Below are 19,912 nucleotides of genomic sequence, written 5' to 3'. Positions count from 1 at the left end.
ATCGTCGGTAGCTGCAGTACACACCGCAGACATTGCGCGAACCTGCCGTCACCGCAGGCAATTGCAGCGACTACCGGACCAGCGCTTCCACCGGGTCCAGCTGCGCCGCACGACGTGCAGGCAGGAAACCAAAGCCGATACCGATCAGGCTGGAACACGCGAATGCCGCAATGATCGAACTCGCCGAGAACACCAGGCTGAAGCCTACGTCGGCCAGTGCCAGCACCGCGCCCAGCAGCAACGCCACACCAATGCCCAGCACACCACCAAGCAGGCACACCAGCACCGACTCGATCAGGAACTGCTGCAGGATGTCGCTGCGGCGCGCGCCCACGGCCATGCGTACGCCGATCTCGCGAGTGCGCTCGGTCACCGACACCAGCATGATGTTCATCACTCCTATACCGCCCACCACCAGTGCGATGGCGGCAATGGAGCTGATCATCATGGTGAGGATGCCGGTGGTTTGTTCGATCGACTGGCGGATCTGCGCGTTGTTGCTCATGTAGAAGTCGGTGCTGCCATGGCGGCGCGTGAGCAAGCGCGCAATGGCCTGCTCGGCCGCTTCCATGCTGATCGCATCGGATACGCGCACGGTGATGCTGGACACATGGCTCTGGCCCAGCATCCGCGCCATGGCCGTGGTGTAGGGCATCCATACCCGTAGCAGCGAGGTGTCGCCGGCCGCGCCAGCATCCTTCTTCACCACACCCACCACGCGCACCGGCACGTTGCCCAGCAGCAGGGTCTGCCCGATGGGGTTCTCGGCTGCGGCGAAGAAGTGCGCACGCGTGTTGGCATCAATGATCGCCACCTGCTGGTAGCCAGCCACACCGGGTGTGCCAAAGAAGGCGCCTTCCCCCAGCTTCAATCCATGTACGCGGAAGTACTGTTCGCTGACGCCCTGCACCTGCACGCTGGCCGAACGGTTGCCGCGCAGGGCGGTGCCCGTGGTGGCCACGCCGGGAGTGGCGCTGTCCACGAACGGTTGCCCGGCCAGGGCCGCGCTGTCGCCAGGAGTGAGGGTCTCCACCCGTGCCGCTTGCAGATCGCCAAAGCCGGAGCCGGGATAGATCTCGATGGTGCTGGTGCCCAGCGAAGAGATGTTGGACAGGATGGCCTGACGCGCGCCCGTACCCAGCGCGACCACCGACACCACCGAGGCGATGCCGATGATGATGCCGAGCATGGTCAGGAAGGTGCGCATGCGATGTGCATTCATGGCGCGCAAGGCCATGCGGAAGGCTTCGGCGAAGCGATCGCGCATGGCCTGCCAGCCGCTGCCATCGCCGCGTTGCGGCAGAGCGGTCGGCGCCACGGCCGCTGCCGACGCGGTAGCCGTGGCACGATCTTCGACAATCCGCCCATCGCGGATCTCGATGATGCGCTGAGCGTGTTCGGCCACGGCCATGTCATGGGTCACCAGCACCACCGTGTGGCCTTCGGCATGCAGTTCGCCGAGGATCTTCATCACTTCCTTGCCCGACTGTGTATCCAGGGCGCCGGTGGGTTCGTCGGCAAAGATCACCGCACCCCCATTCATCAGCGCGCGCGCAATCGACACGCGCTGCTGCTGGCCACCCGACAGCTCGCCGGGCAGATGCTGCATGCGTTCGCCCAGGCCCAGCCGCGCCAGCAGTTCGGCCGCCCGTGCGTGGCGCTCAGCGGCGGGCATACCGGCGTAGATCGCTGGCACTTCCACATTGCTCAACGCGGTCAGGTCGGTCAGCAGGTGGTAGCGCTGGAAGATGAAGCCGAAATGTTCGCGGCGAAGTTCGGCCAGCTCATCGGGCGACATCTGCGCGGTTTCCCGGCCGGCAATCTGGTACGTGCCCGCAGAGGGCCGATCAAGGCAGCCGAGAATGTTCATCAGCGTGGACTTGCCCGAGCCCGACTGGCCGACGATGGCCACCAGTTCACCGGCGCGGATGTCCAGGTCCACGCCGTCCAGTACCACCAGGGTCTGGTCACCGGCGGCGAGTTCACGGCGCACCCCACGCACGCTCAGCAATGGCTCGCTCATGGCTGCGTTCATCGGGGCTGCGTGGGAGCGGTGGCGGCTTCGTCGCTGGCCTGCGTTAGCACCACCTGATCGCTTTCCTTCAAGCCGCCGCGCACTTCCACCTGGATCTGGTCATCCAGTCCGATGGTGATACGCCGCGCCACGGCGCGCCCATCTGCGCCACGCACCTGCACGGTGTAGCTGCCGTCACCAGCCCGCGCACCCAAGGCAGCGGAGGGAATGGTCAGCACGTTGTGGGCACGGCCGAGTACGATGCGTACCTGCGCGGTCATGTAGCTGCGCAGGCGGCCGTCGGTGTTGTCCACGTCGAACTGGCCGTTGTAGTACATGGCTGTACGACTGCCACCGGAAAGCGCTGGCGACGCGAGGCTGGACGTATCTTCGTTGGTGATCGATTCGGGCGCTGGCGCGATGTCGCGCAGGGTGCTGCTGTAGCGGCGGCCCGCATCGCCCAGGATGGTGAAGAAAGCCTCCTGGCCGACCGTGGTGTGCACAACATCGGCCTCGGAGATCTCGGCATAGACGGTCATCACGTCCTGGTTGCCCAGCATGACGATGGTCGGTGCGCTCTGTACTGCATTCACCGTCTGACCCTGGCGGGCGACGACCGCCAGCACTGTGCCGTCCGTGGGGGCGGTGATGCGGGTGTACTCCAGGTTGGTCTGCGCGATGTCCACGTCGGTCTGCCGCTGCACGATCTCACCGTCCAGCGCGGTGATCTGCTCGCGGGTCGCGTCCACCTTGGCCTTTGCAGCATCGAAGTCGGCACGTGCCACCAGCTGCGATGCCACCAGTTGCTGCTGCCGCTGCAGGGTCAGTTCGTACTGGCGCAGATCGGTGGCCAATGCATCGCGATTGGCGCGTGCGGTGCGCTGTGCCGCCTGCGCACTCAGCAGTGCATTGCGTTGGGTACGCGAATCGATGTCAGCAATCGGATCGCCTGCCTTTACCTTGTCGCCCAGCTTCACGTGCAGTGTTTCGATGCGACCGGAGACCTGCGCACCCACGCTCACCAGTCGCGATGGCTTCAGGGTGCCGGTGGCTTCCACCACCTGTTCGATGTTTCCACGTACCACGGGCGCGAGCTGCAGCGGTGGCGGCGGCGCTGGTCGCAGCCAGAGCCAAGCGGCAATGGAAGTGCACAGTACGGCACCAGCGATGATAAGCAGTCGGCGGTGCTTGCGCGGTGCGGTGCTCATCGGCACGGCATCCAGAGGGGATAGGTCATCGGTGGTCCTCGCGGCAGTAGGGATGCACGCGCCGGGTGCCGGGCGTGGATGGCCGTCGAGTCTCGAGGTGCTGGATTGCGTGAACCTTGCGGCGGTGCTGTGGTTGTCAGCCCGCGGCCATGCTGCTGAGAAGCGCTACTGCGATGAACTGTAAGGCGCTGCCCAGCACCAGCAGCACGTTACGCAGGCGGTCGGCAGCCACACGTACGCTGCAGAGCTGACACAGCGCGCCGATCACCAGCCCCACGATGGAAAGCGTACTGGTCGGCTGCGTGTGCACGCCTTGTATCGCCAAGGGTACCCACGCGCTGCCCAGCATCGTCCAGGCCGCGTGCCTGTCGATGTAGCGCAGAGGTACGGGGAGCAGCCGCGATGTGGTTGATCGCCATGCCGACAGCGCATGCAGCGCGGCATGCGCGACGACGAAGAACAGCACGGCGCTGGCCATGGCTGCATGGGCATGGCGTTGCGTCGAGATCACCAGCGCAACGCCCGGCAGCAGCAGGAACAGCACGGCAAACACACGCATCAGCACGTCCGGGCGATTCGCTGCGGGTATCACGCGCAGCCAGCGCGGCCAATGCGGCAGCGCGCGCGTACGATCGGCACGCGAGCGTCGATTCCACGCAGCCGCGGTCAAGCCGGATGTGGCCGGCGTCGCGCGGAATCGGGCAGAAGAGGAGGAGGGAGGAACTCCTTCGGTCACGTGCAGGCTTCCTGTCAGGACGGAACGCGATGGCATCACAGATGCCATCGGTCCGATGCTGCGCAGCGAACATTGCCGCAACCTTGCCTAGCGCCGCTGTCTGCTGCGCATGGACAGGCGGCAGTCACGGATGTGTGGGCGCCTTCAGTGCTCTACCGGCGGTGCCGAGGTGACGCCCGGATGCAGCGGAAACTCGACGCGGATCAGCGCGCCACCACCGGGGGCATCCAGAATCGTGACGTGGCCACCGTGACGGTCGATCACCTGCCGCACCAGGTTCAGTCCCAGGCCCGCGCCGGTCTGACGGGGACGCAGTCGCTGGAACGGCTCGAACACGCGTTCGCGCTGGTCGACCGGAATGCCGGGGCCATCGTCTTCCACCTCCAGGCAGCTGCCCTGCACCCGCACGATGATATGGCGGCCACCATGCTCGGCGGCATTCAGCACCAGGTTGGAGATCACCCGTTCCACCGCACCAGCTTCTCCCAGCACCGGGAAGTGCGGTTCCACCGCGACTGCCACGGTCTTGTCCGACTGGATCAGCAGCGGTGCCAGGTCGGCCGCCACCCGTTTGGCCACCCGGGCCAGGTTGAGGGTTTCCTTCGGGCCGTCCTCTTCCATGCGGTGCAGGTCCAGCAGTTGCTCGGCCAGCGTCGCCAGACGCGCGACTTCCACGGCCAGGCTGCGCGAGGTCGAATCATCTGCGGCGTCGATCTTCACCCGCAGGATGGCGATCGGCGTGCGCAGCTCATGCGCCGCTGCGGCGATGAAACGGCGTTGCCGCTCGTGCCCTTCATCCAGGCGACCCAAGGCATCGTTGACGGCGGTCACCAGCGGCGCGATCTCCACCGGCACGGCGGTCTCGGTCAGACGGATGCCGCGACGGCTGGCCGAAATATTGCGGGCTTCCTGCGCGATGCGCTCGACACCGGCCAGTGCCCGTCGCACGATGATCGGCGTGAGGATGATGGTGGCCAGGCCCAGCAGCAGGAAGATCGGCAGCGTGATGATGTGCGCGGCCAACGCCATCTGCATGGTCAGCGAATCGGTTTCGCCATGCGCCATGATGGTCAGCTTGCCGGCCGGCCCACTGTGCTGGCGTACCACCACCGCCAGGCCATCGCTGCGATCACGCCCGCGCAGGTCGCCATAGGGGATGCCATCGAGGGCGCCGACCAGCGAGGCATAGGCCGGTGGCACATGGCCGAAGGTGACGTGGTGCCCATGCTCGTCCTCGGCGATGAACCACGCACCGGGGACGATCTTCAGCAGTTCGGCCAGCTCCGGCGTGTGCTGCACGTACAGTTCACCATTGCGGTCGCGGTGCACTGCCTCGGCGGCCACCGGTGCGAAGGTCTGGATGGTGTAGTAGCCACCGCTGTCGGCACGAACGAGCACCATCAGCAGGGCGAAGAACGCCACCAGCAGGGCCAGCAACTGGTAGATCAGCGTCTTGACGATCAGTGGGCGCTTCAACGACGGGCGACGCGCCATCACTTGCTTTCCCGCATCAGATAGCCAACCCCGCGAATGGCATGGATCTCCACGCCGGCATCGGCGTCAGCCAGTTTTCGGCGCAGGCGTGAGACGTGTGAATCCAGCGTGTTGGAATGGATGCCGTCGTCGAAGCCATACACCGCCATCTCGATGGATTCGCGCAGCACAGTGCGGCCCAGGCGTCGGGCGAGGGCGGCCAGCACCCGGATCTCGCGCCGCGGCAGCTCCAGCCGCTGGCCGCCCACACTGGCCTCGCCAGAGGCGGGGTCGAACACCAATCGGCCGATGCTGATGGACTCCACCTGCAATCCGCTTGGGCGACGGCCCGCAGCACGGATCCGTGCGAACAGTTCCTCCAGCGCGAAGGGTTTGGCCAGGTAGTCATCGGCGCCTTCATCCAGGCCGGCAATCCGGTCCGGCAACTGGCCCAGCGCGCTCAGCACGATGATCGGCACCCCGGGGTTGCGCTCGCGCAGCAGGGAAATCAACGCCAGGCCATCGCCATCGGGCAGGGTGCGGTCCAGCAGCACCAGATCGTGCAGGCCGCACAGCGCCGCCTCCCGGGCCAGTGCCAGGGTATTGGCCAGGTCCACCACATAGCGCTCGCGCTGCAGGGCAGACTTGAGGGCGGTGGCCAGTTCGGCTTCGTCTTCGATCAACAGGATGTGCATCAGCAGGGCTTGGGCAGGAGGGGGCCGTAGAAGGGCGGTTCGGCACGCGCCGGCACCGTATTACAGGAACATTGCGTGAACATGGCGTGCCTCCGCATCTGCCGGAAGGCCATGGCGGGAGACGATGAAACCGAGGGGCCGGCGCAAGGTTCACGCAATCCAGGCGCTCCAGCCTTGGCGCCCTTCGCAGTTCCCATCCCTGGAGTCACCATGAAGTTGTTCGTTCCGCTGCTGTTCCTCGCCACGCTGACCGGCTGCACCACCGCCAAGATGACCGTCACTCCCGACGGCCGCCGTGGCGTTTCCATCGACTGCAGCGGCTCCAGTTCCTGGAGCGGTTGCTACGAGAAAGCCGGGCAGATGTGCCCGGGCGGCTACGTGGTCTTCAGCAAGGATGGCGATGAGGGCAATGCCATCGCGGTGGGCAACAAGAACGGCTTTACCTCCACCCAGATGGCCACCCGCTCGATGCTGGTGTCCTGCTCGGGCTGACGATCGCAGCGCCGATCATCTGGCAGGGATGCATGGACATCCCGCACGCATCGGTGCACGTCGCGCCATTTTCCTGCAGATGCTCGCTGCCAGCGGTTTTCAGCGGCGCGGCCATCCGCCGGCGGCGTCGCGCTTTGCCCTTGCTTCATGCCCCTGTAACACGACCATCGCTACCACGGTGGTCCCAGCGATTCCGCTGGGATCATTTGGAGACGCTGGAATGGAGTTCAGAACGTCTGTATTGCTCGTGGCCCTGATGGCCGCTCCCGCAGTAGCCCATGCTGAAGTCTGCTTTTCGCGGGACGGTTTCGTGATGACCTGTCCCAGCTTGTTGCCGCACCCGGTGAAGGCACGATTCGAAGTTGGAACGTTGCCACGCGTAGCCGGATCGCCGTCGGAAATCTACATCACCGGTGGCGGGAGGGTGGATGGCACCAGCAATTTCTACGTGTTCGCCAACGGCAAGATGCTGTGCGAGACCAGCGGCAATCTGGATGGTGGAAACACCACGCCCGTACGGCATTGCAATGGCACGATCACTGCACCCGGGACCTACGTGATCTCGGCATCACGCAGCAATAGCGGCAATTTCCTGGCCCCGGACGATGTGGTGATCAACGTCCAGTAAAACGTCTGCCATCACGGGCCCCGGGCGGTAGTTGCCGGGGCCTCGTCCAGCGCCCCGATCCGCAGAGCGCTGGGCAGGCGCTGCGCCGGGTCGGTATACGGCGTACCGGCCAATGCCACCAAGGTCCCTGTCGCGCCGCGCACGATCAACGGCACCATCGACTGCCGCGGGTCGCCGCCACAGGACAGCTCGCGCAGCCCGTGTTCGTAGGCGGCCACCATCGACGCCATCAGCATCGACGCGGCCAGGCGCGCGTCGGCGTCACCGATAGGTCGGCCCGCAGACTCAGCCATCAACTGTGCCAGGTCATCGGTCAGCAGCGCCTGCAGCTGCCGCGCATGGGCCACCAGCACCGCGCTCTGGGCCACGGTTTTCCAGAACGACGCTGCGCCGGCGTTGATCCGCAGCAATGGATGGCCGTTGTCCAGCAGTTCCCGCACCAGCGCCTGGAAGGCGGCCAGCGGTGTCATGGACGTGCGCGAGCCCATACCCTCGCGCAGCAGCTGCCGCGCTTCCTCATCACGGTCGAACACCAGCTGTTCCTTGCTGGCGAAGTAGTTGAACACCGTCTTGCGCGACACCCCGGCGGCGTCGGCGATCTCGCTCATCGACACGGCCTCGAAGCCGCGCTCGATGATCAACCGGGTGGCGACGTCGGAAATCGCCTGGCGGGTCTCGGCTTTGCGCTGCTCGCGACGGCCGGGTGGCGGGCTCATGGGCGGTTTACTTGTGGAAACGTACACCGAGTGTAACATTGTCGCAGCCAGAGCGCCGACCCGGGGCTCACGAGGATTTCCAATGCTGTACGACGTCGTCATTGCCGGGGCTGGCCCGGTTGGGCTGTTCCTGGCCTGCGAACTGGGCCAGGCGGGATGCTCGGTGCTGGTGCTGGAGCAGGCGGCCTCGCCGGATTCGCCGTTGAAGCGCCTGCCGTTCGGGCTGCGCGGCTTGAATGCCCCCACGCTGGAGGCGCTCGACCGGCGCGGTCTGCTGGACGCCGTGGCTGCCGGCCAGGTGCTGAAACCGGAGAAAGGCCCGCCGCCGCCGGGCACCGCGCATTGGTTGTCGCAGCCGCGCAGGCTGGGCGGGCACTTCGCGGGTATCCCGTTCGCGCTGGACAACGTCGACAGCGATCGCTGGCCCTGGCGGCTGCCCAGCCCGGTCGGCACGCAGATGGCGGTGGAACTGCAGGCGCTGGAGGCCGTACTGGCCGAGCGCGCGCAGGCGCTGGGCGTGGTGATACTGCGTGGTGCGGGCGTGCAGGACGTGCGGTTGGGTTCCGACGAGGCCCAGGTCGAGGCGGGCGGGCAGACCTTCCGCGGGCGCTGGCTGGTCGGCTGCGATGGTGGCCGCGGCACCGTGCGCAAGCAGTGCGGTTTCAGCTTCGCCGGTACCGATCCGGAGTTCACCGGGCACTCGCTCAGCGTCGAGCTCGAGGATCCGACGGTGCTCAGCCCGGGGCGTCACACCACCGCGCAGGGCATGTGCAATTTCAATCCGCCGGGCACGATCGCCCTGGCTGATTTCGACGGCGGCGCCGGCCATCGCCAGCCGCTCGACCGCGATACGGCACAGGCGCTGCTGCGGCGTATCTCCGGCCGTGAAGCAACGATCACCACGCTGCAGCTGGCCACCACCTGGACCGATGGCGCACGGCAGGCCACCGCCTATCGCCGTGGCCGCGTGCTGTTGGCGGGCGATGCCGCGCATGTGCATTCACCGCTGGGCGGGCAGGGGCTGAACCTGGGCCTGGGGGATGCGATGAATCTGGGCTGGAAGCTCGCCGCCGTCGTGCGCGGCGACGCAGATGAAGCGCTGTTGGATACCTATCAGGCCGAACGCCACCCTATCGGCGCCCGAGTGCTGGAGTGGTCGCGCGCGCAGGTCGCATTGATGCGCCCAAGTGCGGGTTCACGTGCATTGGCTGCGATCGTGGCCGATCTGGCAGAAACGCGTGATGGCGCTACGTATCTCGCCGAGCGCGTGTGGGGTGTGGGCCAGCAGCTGGATCTGGGTCAGGCCCATCCGCTGGTGGGCCGCAGCACGCCGGATTTCCTGCTGGTCGATGGTCGCCGCATGGGTGAACTGCTGCGCGTAGGGAAGGCGTTGCTGCTCGTGTTCGATGCTGCTGCCTCGTCGTGCGAGGCGGTTGATGTCGAACGAGCCCGTATCCTGTCCATCGCGCAGCCGGCTGTCGATTCGCTGGGCCTGTCCGCGCTGCTGGTTCGTCCGGATGGCGTTGTCGCCTGGGCCAGTGAAGGCGCCGATACGGCAGGACTGGCGCAGGCCGTACGGGAATGGATGAGCCCGATTGGCAGCGATGCGATTGCCTGAGTTCCGGCGCAGCCCGCACAGGGCTGCGCCGCCCTCTTTCAGAGGTCCTTCTTCTTCCCGCTCAGGTCCAGCGGCTGGTCGCTGCCTTTGCGCTCGCTCGACCAGACCTCAACGCTCTTGCTGCAGCGGCTTTCGCGGGCGGCAACCTCGGGCGGCAGGTCCTTCACATGCGGCGACTCCTGGCAGGCGGCATGCATGGCCGAATCATCATAGGTGGCACAGGCGCTGATCGACGCGAGTGCAAGAACACCGAGGGCGGAGCGGAACAAGGGCTGCAGGAGGCGCATGGGGGTCTCGGGAAGGGGCCGGTCTGGCCATCGAATTCAATCCGTGACCTGGCACACGCGCAATCCGACTGGCAGCACTTGTTATTGAATAACAATTGTGGGAATACTCGGAAGCTGCCTGCAGCCGATCAGGCAATGCAGATCAGGAACACCGTCGACAGCGCGAGCATCAACACGAACACGCGCCGACTCAAGGCCAGGCAGGTCAGGCAGGCCGCCAACGCCCAGGCCGCCAGCAGCACACATCCCAGCAACCACAGTCCGGCCGTCATCATCGAGCCGGCCGCTGCGGCGGACAGCGCAAAGGCCTTGAACAGCGCCACGCCCAGCACGCTGCCCAGCGCGCCGGCCCGCAGGGCAATTGCATCGTGGCAGGTGGGGGATATCTGGCGGTGCATGAGGGCTGTGTCGCGCTAGGGGAGCTGGCGTGCGCAACTCTGCAGCAAGGCGGATCTACGCCGCGTGTTCGTCAACCTGCAGTGTGGTTACCGCACGCGAATCGCGGTCGCATCAGTCGAACTCGCCGTCCGCCGCTTCCAGGCGACGCCGGTACTCGGCCCGGTGCTTGTACAGCCGCTGGCACTCCTCCGACCGATGGATGCGGCTGCCAGGCTCGTTCGCTACGGAGTCGCACATCTTGGCGATATGGTTGTTCCCGGCCAGCTCCATCACGAAGAACACCGCCGCGATGCCAGCCCCCAGCAGCACCACATACAGCAGGCGGCTGAGCCAGCGCGAGCGCTTGCGTTCGAAATGCTGTTGCAGCGTCAGGTCGAAGCGGATGATGCTCAGCACGATCCAGACCACGCTGACGAGGAAGCAGAGTGTGGGCAGCAGCCCGCGCCAGAGCCCAGCCTCGTAGACCGATTCGCTGTAGTGCACCGCCGCGCCGGCACCGGCGATGGCGATGGCCAACGCCCAGTTGCGGCCCAACGAAAGCAGGTCATCGAGCAGCTTCTCGCGTCTATGGGGAGTGACTGCCACGTAGCATCCTTGAGCATGGTCCTCGGCCGCCGGTTGCGGCCGATCTGCGCAGATGGTGCGGCATCACCGACGCGATGAGAAGCTGGAGAGTGCTGCGACCGGATCGTCGCCGTCGCTCCGGCGACAGCAGACGACCCGTCGCGGGGTTCAGCGGCTGCCGGCGACAGCGGCCTTGCGGTTCTTCTCCAGCATCACCGATACGCACCACAACAGCAGGCCCCCGACCGCAGTCGCTGCGCCTACATAACCGGTGGTGGCCGGGCTGAAGCCGGCGCTGATCGCCATGCCGCCCAGCCATGGGCCGAGTGCATTGGCGGTGTTGAACGCCGCATGGTTGGAGGCGGCGGCCAGGGTCTGCGCTTCGCCGGCCACGTCCATCAGGCGGGTCTGCAGCACCGCAGCCAGGGCGCCCATCGTACCCACGGTGATGATCATCGGGCCGATGGTCCACACCGACTCGGCGGCCAGCGGGTACAGCAGCAGCATCACGATCGACCACACCAGCACCACCGCAGCGGCCTTGAAGTGGAACTTGTCGACCAGCCAGCCGCCGGCGATGTTGCCGATGATCGCGCCGATGCCGAACACGCCCACCGCCAGCGGCATCCACGATTCGGCCACGCCGGTCACCTGCACCAGAGTCGGTGCCAGATAGGTGAACACGCAGAACATGCCGGCAAAGCCCACCGCGCCGATCGACAGCGCCAGCCATACCTGGGTGGTGTTGAATGCGCGCAGTTCGCGCATCGGCGAGGTCCGCACCTCATCCGGGTCGGGTAGCAGAAAGCGCGCGATCATCGCCACCGTGGCGATGGCCAGCACGCTGACCAGGGCGAAGGCGGTGCGCCAGCTCAGTTGCTGGCCCAACCAGGTGGTCAGCGGATTGCCGATGAGGATGGCCACGGACAGCCCGAGCAGCACGCGCGACATCGCTTGGCCGCGCTGGCCGGCCGGGCTGATTGCGGCCGCCACCAGCATCGCCACGCCGAAGTAGGCGCCATGCGGCAGGCCAGCGACGAAGCGCGCCACCAGCATCGTGCCGTAGTTCGGCGCCAACGCGCTGGCCAGATTGCCGACGGCATAGAAGCCCATCAGCGCCAGCAGCAGCTTGCGGCGCGGGAAGCTGGCGCCGACGAAGGCCAGGATCGGTGCACCGACCACCACGCCGATAGCGTAAGCGCTGATCAGGTGTCCGACCTGTGTTTCGCTGATCGAAAGGCCGCGGCTGATCTCCAGCATCAGGCCCATGCTGGCGAATTCACTGGTGCCGATGGCGAAGCCGCCCAACGACAGGGCGAGGATGATCAGGGTGCGCTGGCGCGGCGTCAGCCGAGCGGCCAGAGGGGAATTGGGGCTCATGCGGGGGCGCAAAGGGGCGGGGAAGCGCCACATTGTACTGCTGCATTGCAGCAGGCATCAGCCAGGCTGGGGGTAAATCAGTGTTCGATGGGTGGTGCTGCCCGTGCTGCCTGCTGGCCAAGCGCCGCCAGGGCCTGTCGGTATTTGTTACGCAGGCGCTCGGCGGTGGCGGCATCCAGTGACGCCAGCCGCGTTTCATCGGCGTTGTCGGCGATATCGGCCAGCTTGACCTTCAGCGCCAGCGGATCCGCAGCTATCCGCGTGTAGTACGTGGCGGCATCCGTCGCAGACGTCCTGCTGAGCAACCGCACCGCGTGCTGCAACAGGTCTGGGAAGGCCTGCACCCGCTCAGCGAAGGCAGGGCAGTCCTCAAGCACATCATGCAGCCAGGCCACCACCTCCGCGTCATCATCGCCACGCACGGCAGCGGCCACCCGGCCGACGTGGCGTATGTAGGGCTGTCCTGCCTTGTCGACCTGGCCGGTATGGGCCTCCATTGCCAGCGTGCGTGCGCGTGCCACCCAGTCCATCGCGATCTCCCCGTCCTTAGCGTGTATTGTCGTACGGGTCGTCTACATGCCGCCACCACGGCCGTGCAGGCATCATCGGACGCTGCAGGAATGGCATCTGGATTCCATCAGGGAGATGAGACATGCAGGAATACACCCATCAGCTGGAACTACGCGGCCGCTTCCGTCTGGTAGCGGTGACCCACGAGCCGGTGTACGCTCCCGGCGATGTGGTCGGCCATGCGGTCATCGTCGACGATGGGGAGCGTCTGACCGACCTGATGTCGTTGGCCGATGCGCGCCGGTACCTTGAGGAACTGGTGCGGGAAGAGGGCGTGGAGCCCGGGCTGGAGAATGAAGTCAACCTGCGGAAGAAGGCGTCGCAGCGACGCCGCCGCTAAGCCGTCGCGCCCATTGAGGCGCATCATGGAGGATTCGGGTGTTGTCCAGTAAGAAGTATCTGCTCATCGCCGTCATCACGCTGGCGACCCTGCTGCTCGGGTTCGTGCTTTCCGGTTACCTGACGCTGCTGCTGCTTGGTCTGGATACCAAGCTGCTCACCTGGAATACCTATTACCAGTATTTCCACGCCCTCGGCCAGCCGCAGGTTGCCCCGTTCGTGGGCAAGATCAAATGGGCCGGTTACCTCGGCTTTGGCCTGCCGCTGCTGGTGCTGGCCATCGTCGGCCTGGTCGTGCTGTTGAAGAAGGACAAGCGCTCGCTGCATGGTGACGCGCGCTTTGCCACCAGCGCCGATCTGGCCAAGCATGGCATGTTCAAGAAGAGCGGGCAGAGCATCGTGGTCGGCAGCCATGGTGGCAAGCTGGTGCGGCTGGACGGTCAGCAGTTCGTGATCCTGGCCGCCCCGACCCGTTCGGGCAAGGGCGTCGGCGTGGTCATCCCGAACCTGCTGGAGTACGGCGAATCGCTGGTGGTGCTGGACATCAAGCAGGAGAACTTCGACCTGACCAGCGGTTGGCGCGCCAGCCAAGGGCAGGAGATCTACCTGTTCAATCCGTTCGCCGAAGATCGCCGCACCCATCGCTGGAACCCGCTCAGCTACGTCTCCGACGACCCGGCGTTCCGCGTCTCGGACCTGATGAGCATCGGTGCGATGCTCTATCCCGATGGCTCGGAAGACCAGAAGTTCTGGATCAGCCAGGCGCGCAATGCCTTCATCGCCTTCACCCTGTATCTGTTCGAGAACTGGGATGACGAGCGCAGCAGCGGCTTCCCGGGCGGGCAGGGCACGCCGACCCTGGGCGCGGTCTACCGCCTGTCCTCCGGTGATGGCAGCGACCTGAAGAAGTTCCTGAAGAGCCTGTCCGAGCGTCCATTCCTGAGCAGCAACGCGCGCTCGGCGTTCGCCAACATGCTGTCCCAGGCCGACGAGACCTTCGCCTCGATCCTGGGCACCTTCAAGGAACCGTTGAATCCCTGGATCAACCCGGTACTGGACAAGGCCACCAGCACCAACGACTTCCTGCTCACCGACGTGCGCAAGAAGAAGATGACCATCTACATCGGCATCCAGCCCAACAAGCTGGCCGAAAGCCGATTGATCATCAACCTGTTCTTCAGCCAGCTGATCAACCTCAATACCAAGGAACTGCCCAAGTCCAATCCGGACCTGAAATACCAGTGCCTGCTGTTGATGGACGAATTCACCTCGATCGGCAAGGTGGAAATCATCGCCTCGGCGGTGTCCTACATGGCCGGTTACAACGTGCGCCTGCTACCGATCATCCAGAGCATGTCGCAGCTCGATGCCACCTATGGCCGAGAAGTCTCACGCACGATCATTACCAACCATGCGCTGCAGATCCTGTACGCCCCGCGCGAACAGCAGGATGCCAACGACTATTCGGACATGCTGGGCTACACCACCATCCGCAAGAAGAACGTCACCCACGCGCGTGAGAAGACCCATAGCTTCACCGAGGAGCGCCGCGCGCTGATGCTGCCGCAGGAGCTCAAGGCGATGGGGCCGGACAAGGAGGTCTTCCTGTACGAAGGCATTCCGCATCCCGTCAAATGCGACAAGATTCGCTACTACAAGGACCGCTATTTCACGTCACGACTACTGCCAAAGGTTGACGTGCCGATGCTTGATGTCTAAGTTGCAGACATGAAAGTGTGACGGATGCACGCATTCATTGAGGTGAATTAGTGAGGCGCGTCAAAGAAACGCCATACGTTGGTCAAAATTCAGATTTGTCTGACATCGAATTGACGCGTAGTTGTGCGACTCTATGCGTGGCTTGCGAATCTGTGTGATTCGTCATGCTTTCAGAGTGGCCAGGAGTTTCAGCCATGGGAACAGGGATGGTTCCGACGTTGGTGAGGGTGCGTGAAAGGGGCCTCGGATGAGGTTGCTTCACGCGACTTGGTTGGCAGCTTTCGAGCTGCAGGGGAACCGTGCCCATGTGCTGTTAAGCAGTGCATTCGTTACGTTTCCGGCGTGCATCGCGCAGTGCCGGACGACCAGGGGACCAACATCGGGACTGCTTTTTCGTACGTCAAAGTGAAGCCCGTATGAATCAGGCGTTTATTGCAAAAATGTCCATCGCCGCAGTGGCGGCGTTGATGGTGGCAGGTTGTGCTACCAAGCCCGCACCCGACTTCGGAGGGCGCTGGAAGCCGGTCAACCGTTTCGCGACGGCTCCGACCGAGATTCCGCTGTACTCCAGCTACGTCTATCAGGCGTCGCCTATGGATCGCACGCTGAAGGCCATGCTCGAGCGCTGGGCCAAGGATTCCGGCCGCACGCTGGACTATCGCCTCAGTTCGGATTTCACCCTGTATGGCGCGGTGTCGGAGATCGACACCACCAACGCACAGCAGGCCGTGATCGATCTCACGGCGGCCTATGCGGCGCAGGGCGTTTCCGTCTCCATCGTCGGCAACCAGATCGTCGTGCAGAACGCTGGATCGACGCCAACCGCGTCGGCCCAGGATCCTGAAGCCAGCAGCGGCAGCTGAGACCGCGTCGAAATCATCGAACGTGCCGCACCCCGCGCCTGGCGCAGGGGCGTCGCGCCCATTGATGTTTCAGCAGTACGGAAGAACCCATGTTCCGCAAGAAGGATGCAGGCAACAGCCCCAAGGTCGAGCAGTCGGTCGCCAAGGCGGTCAGCTACGAGATCACCGTGGCCGACATGGCCCGGCGCAGCGAGCGTCGTGCCTGGTGGGTCGCCACCGGTTCGTTGCTGATGTCGCTGGCGCTGGCCGGTGGCTACTACTACATGCTGCCACTGAAGGAGAAAGTGCCTTTCCTGGTGATGGCTGATGCCTATACGGGCAATGCAACGGTCGCCCGCCTTAGTGGCACCTTCCGTGGCGAGACGATCACGGCCAATGAAGCCATCAACCGCAGCAACGTCGCCCAGTATGTGATGGCGCGCGAGTCGTATGACTCAGCCGTGATGGGGCTGCGCGACTGGGAACTGGTATTCGTCATGTCGACGGATCCTGTGTCGCAGACCATGCGCGCCCGTTACGCGGGCAATAATCCGCAGAATCCCTTCGTGATGTATGGCCGCGAGAAGGCGATCCGGGTAAAGATCCTCAGCATCACCCCATTGGGTGCGGAACCGAATGGCAGCTTCCGCGGCGCGTCGGTGCGCATCCAGCGCAGCCTGCTGGACAAGCGTTCGGGAGTTAGCAACTTCCTGGACAACCAACTGGTGACAATGCGCTTCGAGTACAACCAGAACCTCGCGCTGTCCGAGCAGGATCGTGTGCTCAATCCGCTGGCCTTCCAAGTCACCGAGTACCGCGTAGACAACGATTACGCGCGTGGTGTGCCCGTTCCGGACGACAATGCGATCCAGGCGCAGGCCCAGCAGGCCGCGCAGCAGGCGCAGGGCATCTATGACCCCAACAACCCTGCCGCAGCCACCATGATCGATCCGGCAACCGGGCAACCCGTGGCAGCACCGGTTGGTGGCCAGGTGCCACCGATGCAGGGGCAGCCTATCCAGGGCCAGCCGGTGCAGGGACAACAGATGCCAGGGCAGGCCATGCCTGGTCAGCCGGTCATGAGGCCGGTACCGAACAATTCCACCGGAAATGCTGATGGAGCAAGCAACCGATGAGTAGTCGAAAAGTCAGGGGAAGCGCATTGGCGCTGCTGTCGTTGCTGTCGCTGGTGTTCTCCACCGCGGCGATGGCACAGGCGGTGGACCATTACGAGTACGAGAAGGATCGCATCTATCCGGTACGCACCGGTTTGGGCCTGACCACCCAGATCGAACTGAGTCCGAATGAGAAGATCCTCGACTACAGCACCGGTTTCAGCAACGGCTGGGAGCTGACCCGTCGCGAGAACGTGTTCTATATCAAGCCGAAGAACGTTGACGTCGACACCAACATGATGGTGCGCACCGAGACCCATTCGTACATCTTCGAATTGAAGGTGGTGGCGACCGACTGGCGCCAGCTTGAGCAGGCACGTCGTGCTGGCGTGCAGTACAAGATTGCCTTCACCTATCCGAGCGATACCGAATTTGGTTTGGCGCAGGAAGCGGTCGAGGAAGAGGCGCAGCCGCTGCTGAGCACCGAACTGGCCAAGGATCGCCAGTACAACTTCAACTACTCCTATTCGACCAGCAAGGCGAAGAAGATGGGCTGGCTGATTCCGGTCAATGCCTATGACGATGGTCGTTTCACCTACCTGAAACTGCCCAATTCGCCTGAGTACAAGACGGGCATCTTCCCAGCCGTGTTCGGTCGCGAGAAAGAGTACGGCGAGGACTTCGTGGTGAATACCACCGTCGAAGGGAATACTTTGATCGTCCACGGGACCTACCCGTACCTGGTCATCCGCCACGGCGACTACGTCGTTGGTCTGCGAAGGAACGTGAAGAAATGAGCCAGCAGAACACTCCTGGAAACGATCCGAACAACGGGCGAGAGGATCCGGGCCCGTACGGTAACGGGCCGGACCAGAGCCCACAGGCTCCGTCCAATCCCTATTTCGGTAACACCCAAACTGAGGCCGCACCGGACCTGGATGCGGGTGCGCCGCAGTTGCGCTCGGCCGAAGAGCAGCGGCTCAACCGCAAGGCGTTGCTGTTCCTTGGCGGCATCGTGGTGCTCCTGGTGGCGATGGGCCTGCTGGTTTTCCGCAACAGCAAGGGCGATAGCGATGCACCAGCCAAACTGCCTGACACCGCCCGCGTTGCCACGCCGCAGCTGCCGAGCGTAGAGCAGGCTCCGTCGGTGCCCACGGGCCCGGCCGAGCCCATTCCCATGCTGCCGCAGTTGCCGGAGGATTCGGGGCAGACCGGTCGCTCGGTTTATCAGTTGCCCGATCGTGATCGCGAGCGTGAGCCGGAGCGTGGTCCGAGCCTGCTCGATCGTCGTATCGGTGCTGGAAGCGGAGTGGGGGCGGGCGATGGGGCAGATGGTGCGCAGAGCCCCGCCGACCAGTACAGCAAGGCAATGATTGCCGCGATGCAGGCAGGCAATCCGCAGCCGGTCGCCACGAAAACTCGCCGTGGTCCGGATGTGGAGGACATCTCCAATGCCAGCTTCATCCACAGTCCCGATGCACTGCTGGTACGCGGTACCTATCTACGCTGCGTGCTGGAAACCCGCATCATCACCGATCTGGCTGGCTACACTTCGTGCCTTCTGACCGAACCTGTCTATTCGATCAATGGCCGTACGCTGCTGCTGCCGAAGGGCTCGAAGATTTACGGCGCTTATGGTGGTGGTCCAGTGGGCAAGCGCGTTGAGGTGATCTGGGATCGCATCACCACGCCCAATGGCATCGACGTGGCCATGTCCAGTCCCGGTGTTGATGGCCTTGGCGGTGCCGGGCATCCAGGTCAATACAGCGCGCATTGGGGCAGTCGTATCGCCCAGGCGTTGATGATCAGCCTGATCGCGGATGCCTTCAAATACGCTGCGGCCGAGCATGGCCCGGAGACCACCACCATCACCAATAGCGGCATGGCGGTGCAGTCGCCCTATGAAAGTGCCACGGCACGTTCAATGGAGCGTTTGGCCAACGATGCCATGAGCCAGCGCCGTCCGCCGACGGTCACCATCAACCAGGGCACGGTCGTGAACGTCTACGTCGCAAAGGACGTTGACTTCAGCGATGTGCTTCGCACCCGCCGGTAACCTGCAGAACGACCATGGACGCCGAAGTGTCACCCATTGCCCTCGTCTCCAGTGATTTCCTGCGCTATCAGTACGAAGTGCTGGGCATCGCGGAGTACATGACTTCACCCGAAGTGACGGAAATCTGCATCAACCGTCCGGGCGAACTGTACCTGGAGACGCGGGCAGGGTGGCAGCACGTGCATGTGCCAGGCCTGACGTTCGAACGCGCACGACAGTTCTGTACCGCGGTGGTCAACGAAAGCAACACCGGCCAGCGCATCACCGATGCGGATCCGGTGGTGTCGTTGACCTTCCCGACCGGGCAGCGTGCGCAGTTCGTGATCCCGCCTGCCTGCGATGCGGGCAAAGTGTCGATCACGATCCGACTGCCTTCCAAGCACACCAAGTCGCTTACCCAGTATCACGAGGATGGTTTCTTCAACCAGATCCTTGAGCAGGATGGCAGCCTGAGTGAGCAGGACCGCGAGTTGCTTGAGTTGCGACAGCAGCGTGAGTACGCCGAATTTTTCCGGCGCGCGGTGATGTACCGCAAAAATATCGTTGTGTCCGGCGCCACCGGCAGCGGCAAGACCACCTTCATGAAGGCGCTGGTCAACCATATTCCGGACAGCGAGCGCTTGGTCACCATCGAAGACGCGCGCGAACTGTTTCTGACCCAGCCCAACGTCGTGCATCTGCTGTATTCCAAGGGTGGGCAAAGCGCCAGCAACGTGACGGCCAAGAGCTGCATGGAAGCCTGCCTGCGTATGAAGCCCGAGCGCATCATCCTCGCCGAGCTGCGTGGTGATGAGGCTTTCTACTTCATCCGTAATTGCGCCTCGGGCCATCCCGGCTCGATCACCAGCTGTCATGCGGGCAGTCCCGAGCAGACCTGGGACCAGCTGGCGCTGATGGTGAAAGCGTCGACCGAGGGCTCTGGTCTTGAATTCAACGTCATCAAGCGTCTGTTGATGATGACCATCGATATCGTCGTGCATATCAAGGCGCACGCGGGCTCGCGCTATATCACCGGTATCGACTTCAATCCTGGGCGCGCCCAGGGGCAGGAGGGCTGAACG

Annotated in this window: 21 protein-coding genes; 10 read left to right on the top strand and 11 right to left on the bottom strand. The window is 64.3% G+C overall.

Annotated elements, in window-relative coordinates:
* Positions 1-70: 70 nt before the first annotated feature.
* The 5 genes from AC27VL_RS09740 to AC27VL_RS09720 all read right to left on the bottom strand — a co-directional run bounded on the left by AC27VL_RS09740 (position 71) and on the right by AC27VL_RS09720 (position 6,126).
* Positions 71-2,023, bottom strand: coding sequence for a MacB family efflux pump subunit (locus AC27VL_RS09740; protein ID WP_488766148.1), 1,953 nt, complete (start codon positions 2,021-2,023; stop codon positions 71-73).
* Between the two features lie 8 nt (positions 2,024-2,031).
* Positions 2,032-3,222 (bottom strand): efflux RND transporter periplasmic adaptor subunit, encoded by a 1,191-nt coding sequence (locus tag AC27VL_RS09735; protein WP_488766147.1) that lies wholly within the window; start codon positions 3,220-3,222, stop codon positions 2,032-2,034.
* Positions 3,223-3,358: 136 nt separating this feature from the next.
* Entirely contained in the window at positions 3,359-3,958 is a 600-nt protein-coding gene (locus AC27VL_RS09730) for a hypothetical protein (RefSeq protein ID WP_488766145.1), read from the bottom strand.
* Positions 3,959-4,102: 144 nt separating this feature from the next.
* The gene (locus AC27VL_RS09725; protein ID WP_100552897.1) at positions 4,103-5,452 is read right to left on the bottom strand and encodes a sensor histidine kinase; all 1,350 of its coding nucleotides are present in this window, start codon (positions 5,450-5,452) and stop codon (positions 4,103-4,105) included.
* Complete coding sequence (locus AC27VL_RS09720; protein ID WP_488766143.1) at positions 5,452-6,126, bottom strand: response regulator transcription factor; 675 nt, start codon at positions 6,124-6,126, stop codon at positions 5,452-5,454. Before AC27VL_RS09720 ends, AC27VL_RS09725 begins: the two co-directional genes overlap by 1 nt.
* A gap of 210 nt (positions 6,127-6,336) precedes the next feature.
* Between AC27VL_RS09720 and AC27VL_RS09715 the strand changes: the two genes are divergently transcribed.
* The gene (locus AC27VL_RS09715; protein ID WP_033831436.1) at positions 6,337-6,618 is read left to right on the top strand and encodes a hypothetical protein; all 282 of its coding nucleotides are present in this window, start codon (positions 6,337-6,339) and stop codon (positions 6,616-6,618) included.
* 28 nt (positions 6,619-6,646) lie between these two features.
* The gene (locus tag AC27VL_RS09710) at positions 6,647-7,246 is read left to right on the top strand and encodes a hypothetical protein (protein WP_488766141.1); all 600 of its coding nucleotides are present in this window, start codon (positions 6,647-6,649) and stop codon (positions 7,244-7,246) included.
* 11 nt (positions 7,247-7,257) lie between these two features.
* On the opposite strand, the gene AC27VL_RS09705 is transcribed toward AC27VL_RS09710, so the two are convergent.
* Complete coding sequence (locus tag AC27VL_RS09705) at positions 7,258-7,962, bottom strand: TetR/AcrR family transcriptional regulator (protein WP_100552894.1); 705 nt, start codon at positions 7,960-7,962, stop codon at positions 7,258-7,260.
* Positions 7,963-8,044: 82 nt separating this feature from the next.
* Here AC27VL_RS09705 and AC27VL_RS09700 point away from each other — a divergent pair, with 82 nt between their 5' ends.
* Positions 8,045-9,580: an FAD-dependent monooxygenase gene (locus AC27VL_RS09700; RefSeq protein WP_488766139.1), complete on the top strand. Its 1,536-nt coding sequence runs from the start codon at positions 8,045-8,047 to the stop codon at positions 9,578-9,580.
* A 38-nt stretch (positions 9,581-9,618) separates the two neighbouring features.
* Here AC27VL_RS09700 and AC27VL_RS09695 read toward each other — a convergent pair whose 3' ends face one another.
* From AC27VL_RS09695 to AC27VL_RS09675, 5 genes are all read right to left on the bottom strand, one after another.
* A complete protein-coding gene (locus AC27VL_RS09695; protein WP_089236036.1) occupies positions 9,619-9,867 on the bottom strand; it encodes a hypothetical protein in 249 nt (82 codons plus the stop codon).
* 128 nt (positions 9,868-9,995) lie between these two features.
* The gene (locus tag AC27VL_RS09690) at positions 9,996-10,265 is read right to left on the bottom strand and encodes a hypothetical protein (protein WP_100460363.1); all 270 of its coding nucleotides are present in this window, start codon (positions 10,263-10,265) and stop codon (positions 9,996-9,998) included.
* Between the two features lie 112 nt (positions 10,266-10,377).
* A complete protein-coding gene (locus tag AC27VL_RS09685) occupies positions 10,378-10,851 on the bottom strand; it encodes a hypothetical protein (protein ID WP_488766137.1) in 474 nt (157 codons plus the stop codon).
* Between the two features lie 147 nt (positions 10,852-10,998).
* Entirely contained in the window at positions 10,999-12,210 is a 1,212-nt protein-coding gene (locus tag AC27VL_RS09680) for an MFS transporter (protein ID WP_312704295.1), read from the bottom strand.
* A 77-nt stretch (positions 12,211-12,287) separates the two neighbouring features.
* Complete coding sequence (locus AC27VL_RS09675; protein WP_488766135.1) at positions 12,288-12,740, bottom strand: phosphohydrolase; 453 nt, start codon at positions 12,738-12,740, stop codon at positions 12,288-12,290.
* A 122-nt stretch (positions 12,741-12,862) separates the two neighbouring features.
* Between AC27VL_RS09675 and AC27VL_RS09670 the strand changes: the two genes are divergently transcribed.
* From AC27VL_RS09670 to virB11, 7 genes are all read left to right on the top strand, one after another.
* Positions 12,863-13,120 carry a hypothetical protein gene (locus AC27VL_RS09670; protein ID WP_099820666.1) on the top strand — a complete coding sequence of 86 codons (258 nt, stop codon included), beginning with the start codon at positions 12,863-12,865 and terminating at the stop codon, positions 13,118-13,120.
* 38 nt (positions 13,121-13,158) lie between these two features.
* Positions 13,159-14,838, top strand: a complete 1,680-nt coding sequence (locus AC27VL_RS09665; RefSeq protein WP_100552889.1) for a type IV secretory system conjugative DNA transfer family protein — start codon at positions 13,159-13,161, stop codon at positions 14,836-14,838.
* 416 nt (positions 14,839-15,254) lie between these two features.
* Positions 15,255-15,701: a hypothetical protein gene (locus tag AC27VL_RS09660; protein WP_099784623.1), complete on the top strand. Its 447-nt coding sequence runs from the start codon at positions 15,255-15,257 to the stop codon at positions 15,699-15,701.
* A gap of 89 nt (positions 15,702-15,790) precedes the next feature.
* On the top strand, positions 15,791-16,816 hold the full coding sequence (locus tag AC27VL_RS09655) for a VirB8 family type IV secretion system protein (RefSeq protein WP_100552888.1): 1,026 nt from the start codon (positions 15,791-15,793) through the stop codon (positions 16,814-16,816).
* The gene (locus AC27VL_RS09650) at positions 16,813-17,592 is read left to right on the top strand and encodes a TrbG/VirB9 family P-type conjugative transfer protein (RefSeq protein WP_100552887.1); all 780 of its coding nucleotides are present in this window, start codon (positions 16,813-16,815) and stop codon (positions 17,590-17,592) included. Before AC27VL_RS09655 ends, AC27VL_RS09650 begins: the two co-directional genes overlap by 4 nt.
* Positions 17,589-18,851, top strand: a complete 1,263-nt coding sequence (locus tag AC27VL_RS09645) for a TrbI/VirB10 family protein (protein WP_100552886.1) — start codon at positions 17,589-17,591, stop codon at positions 18,849-18,851. Before AC27VL_RS09650 ends, AC27VL_RS09645 begins: the two co-directional genes overlap by 4 nt.
* Positions 18,852-18,865: 14 nt before the next feature.
* A complete protein-coding gene (gene virB11 / locus AC27VL_RS09640; protein WP_100552885.1) occupies positions 18,866-19,909 on the top strand; it encodes a P-type DNA transfer ATPase VirB11 in 1,044 nt (347 codons plus the stop codon).
* Positions 19,910-19,912 lie beyond the last annotated feature (3 nt).

The organism is Stenotrophomonas sp. 14P6.2.3 (genome assembly GCF_057799055.1).
This window is presented reverse-complemented; position numbering and strand designations above follow the sequence as displayed.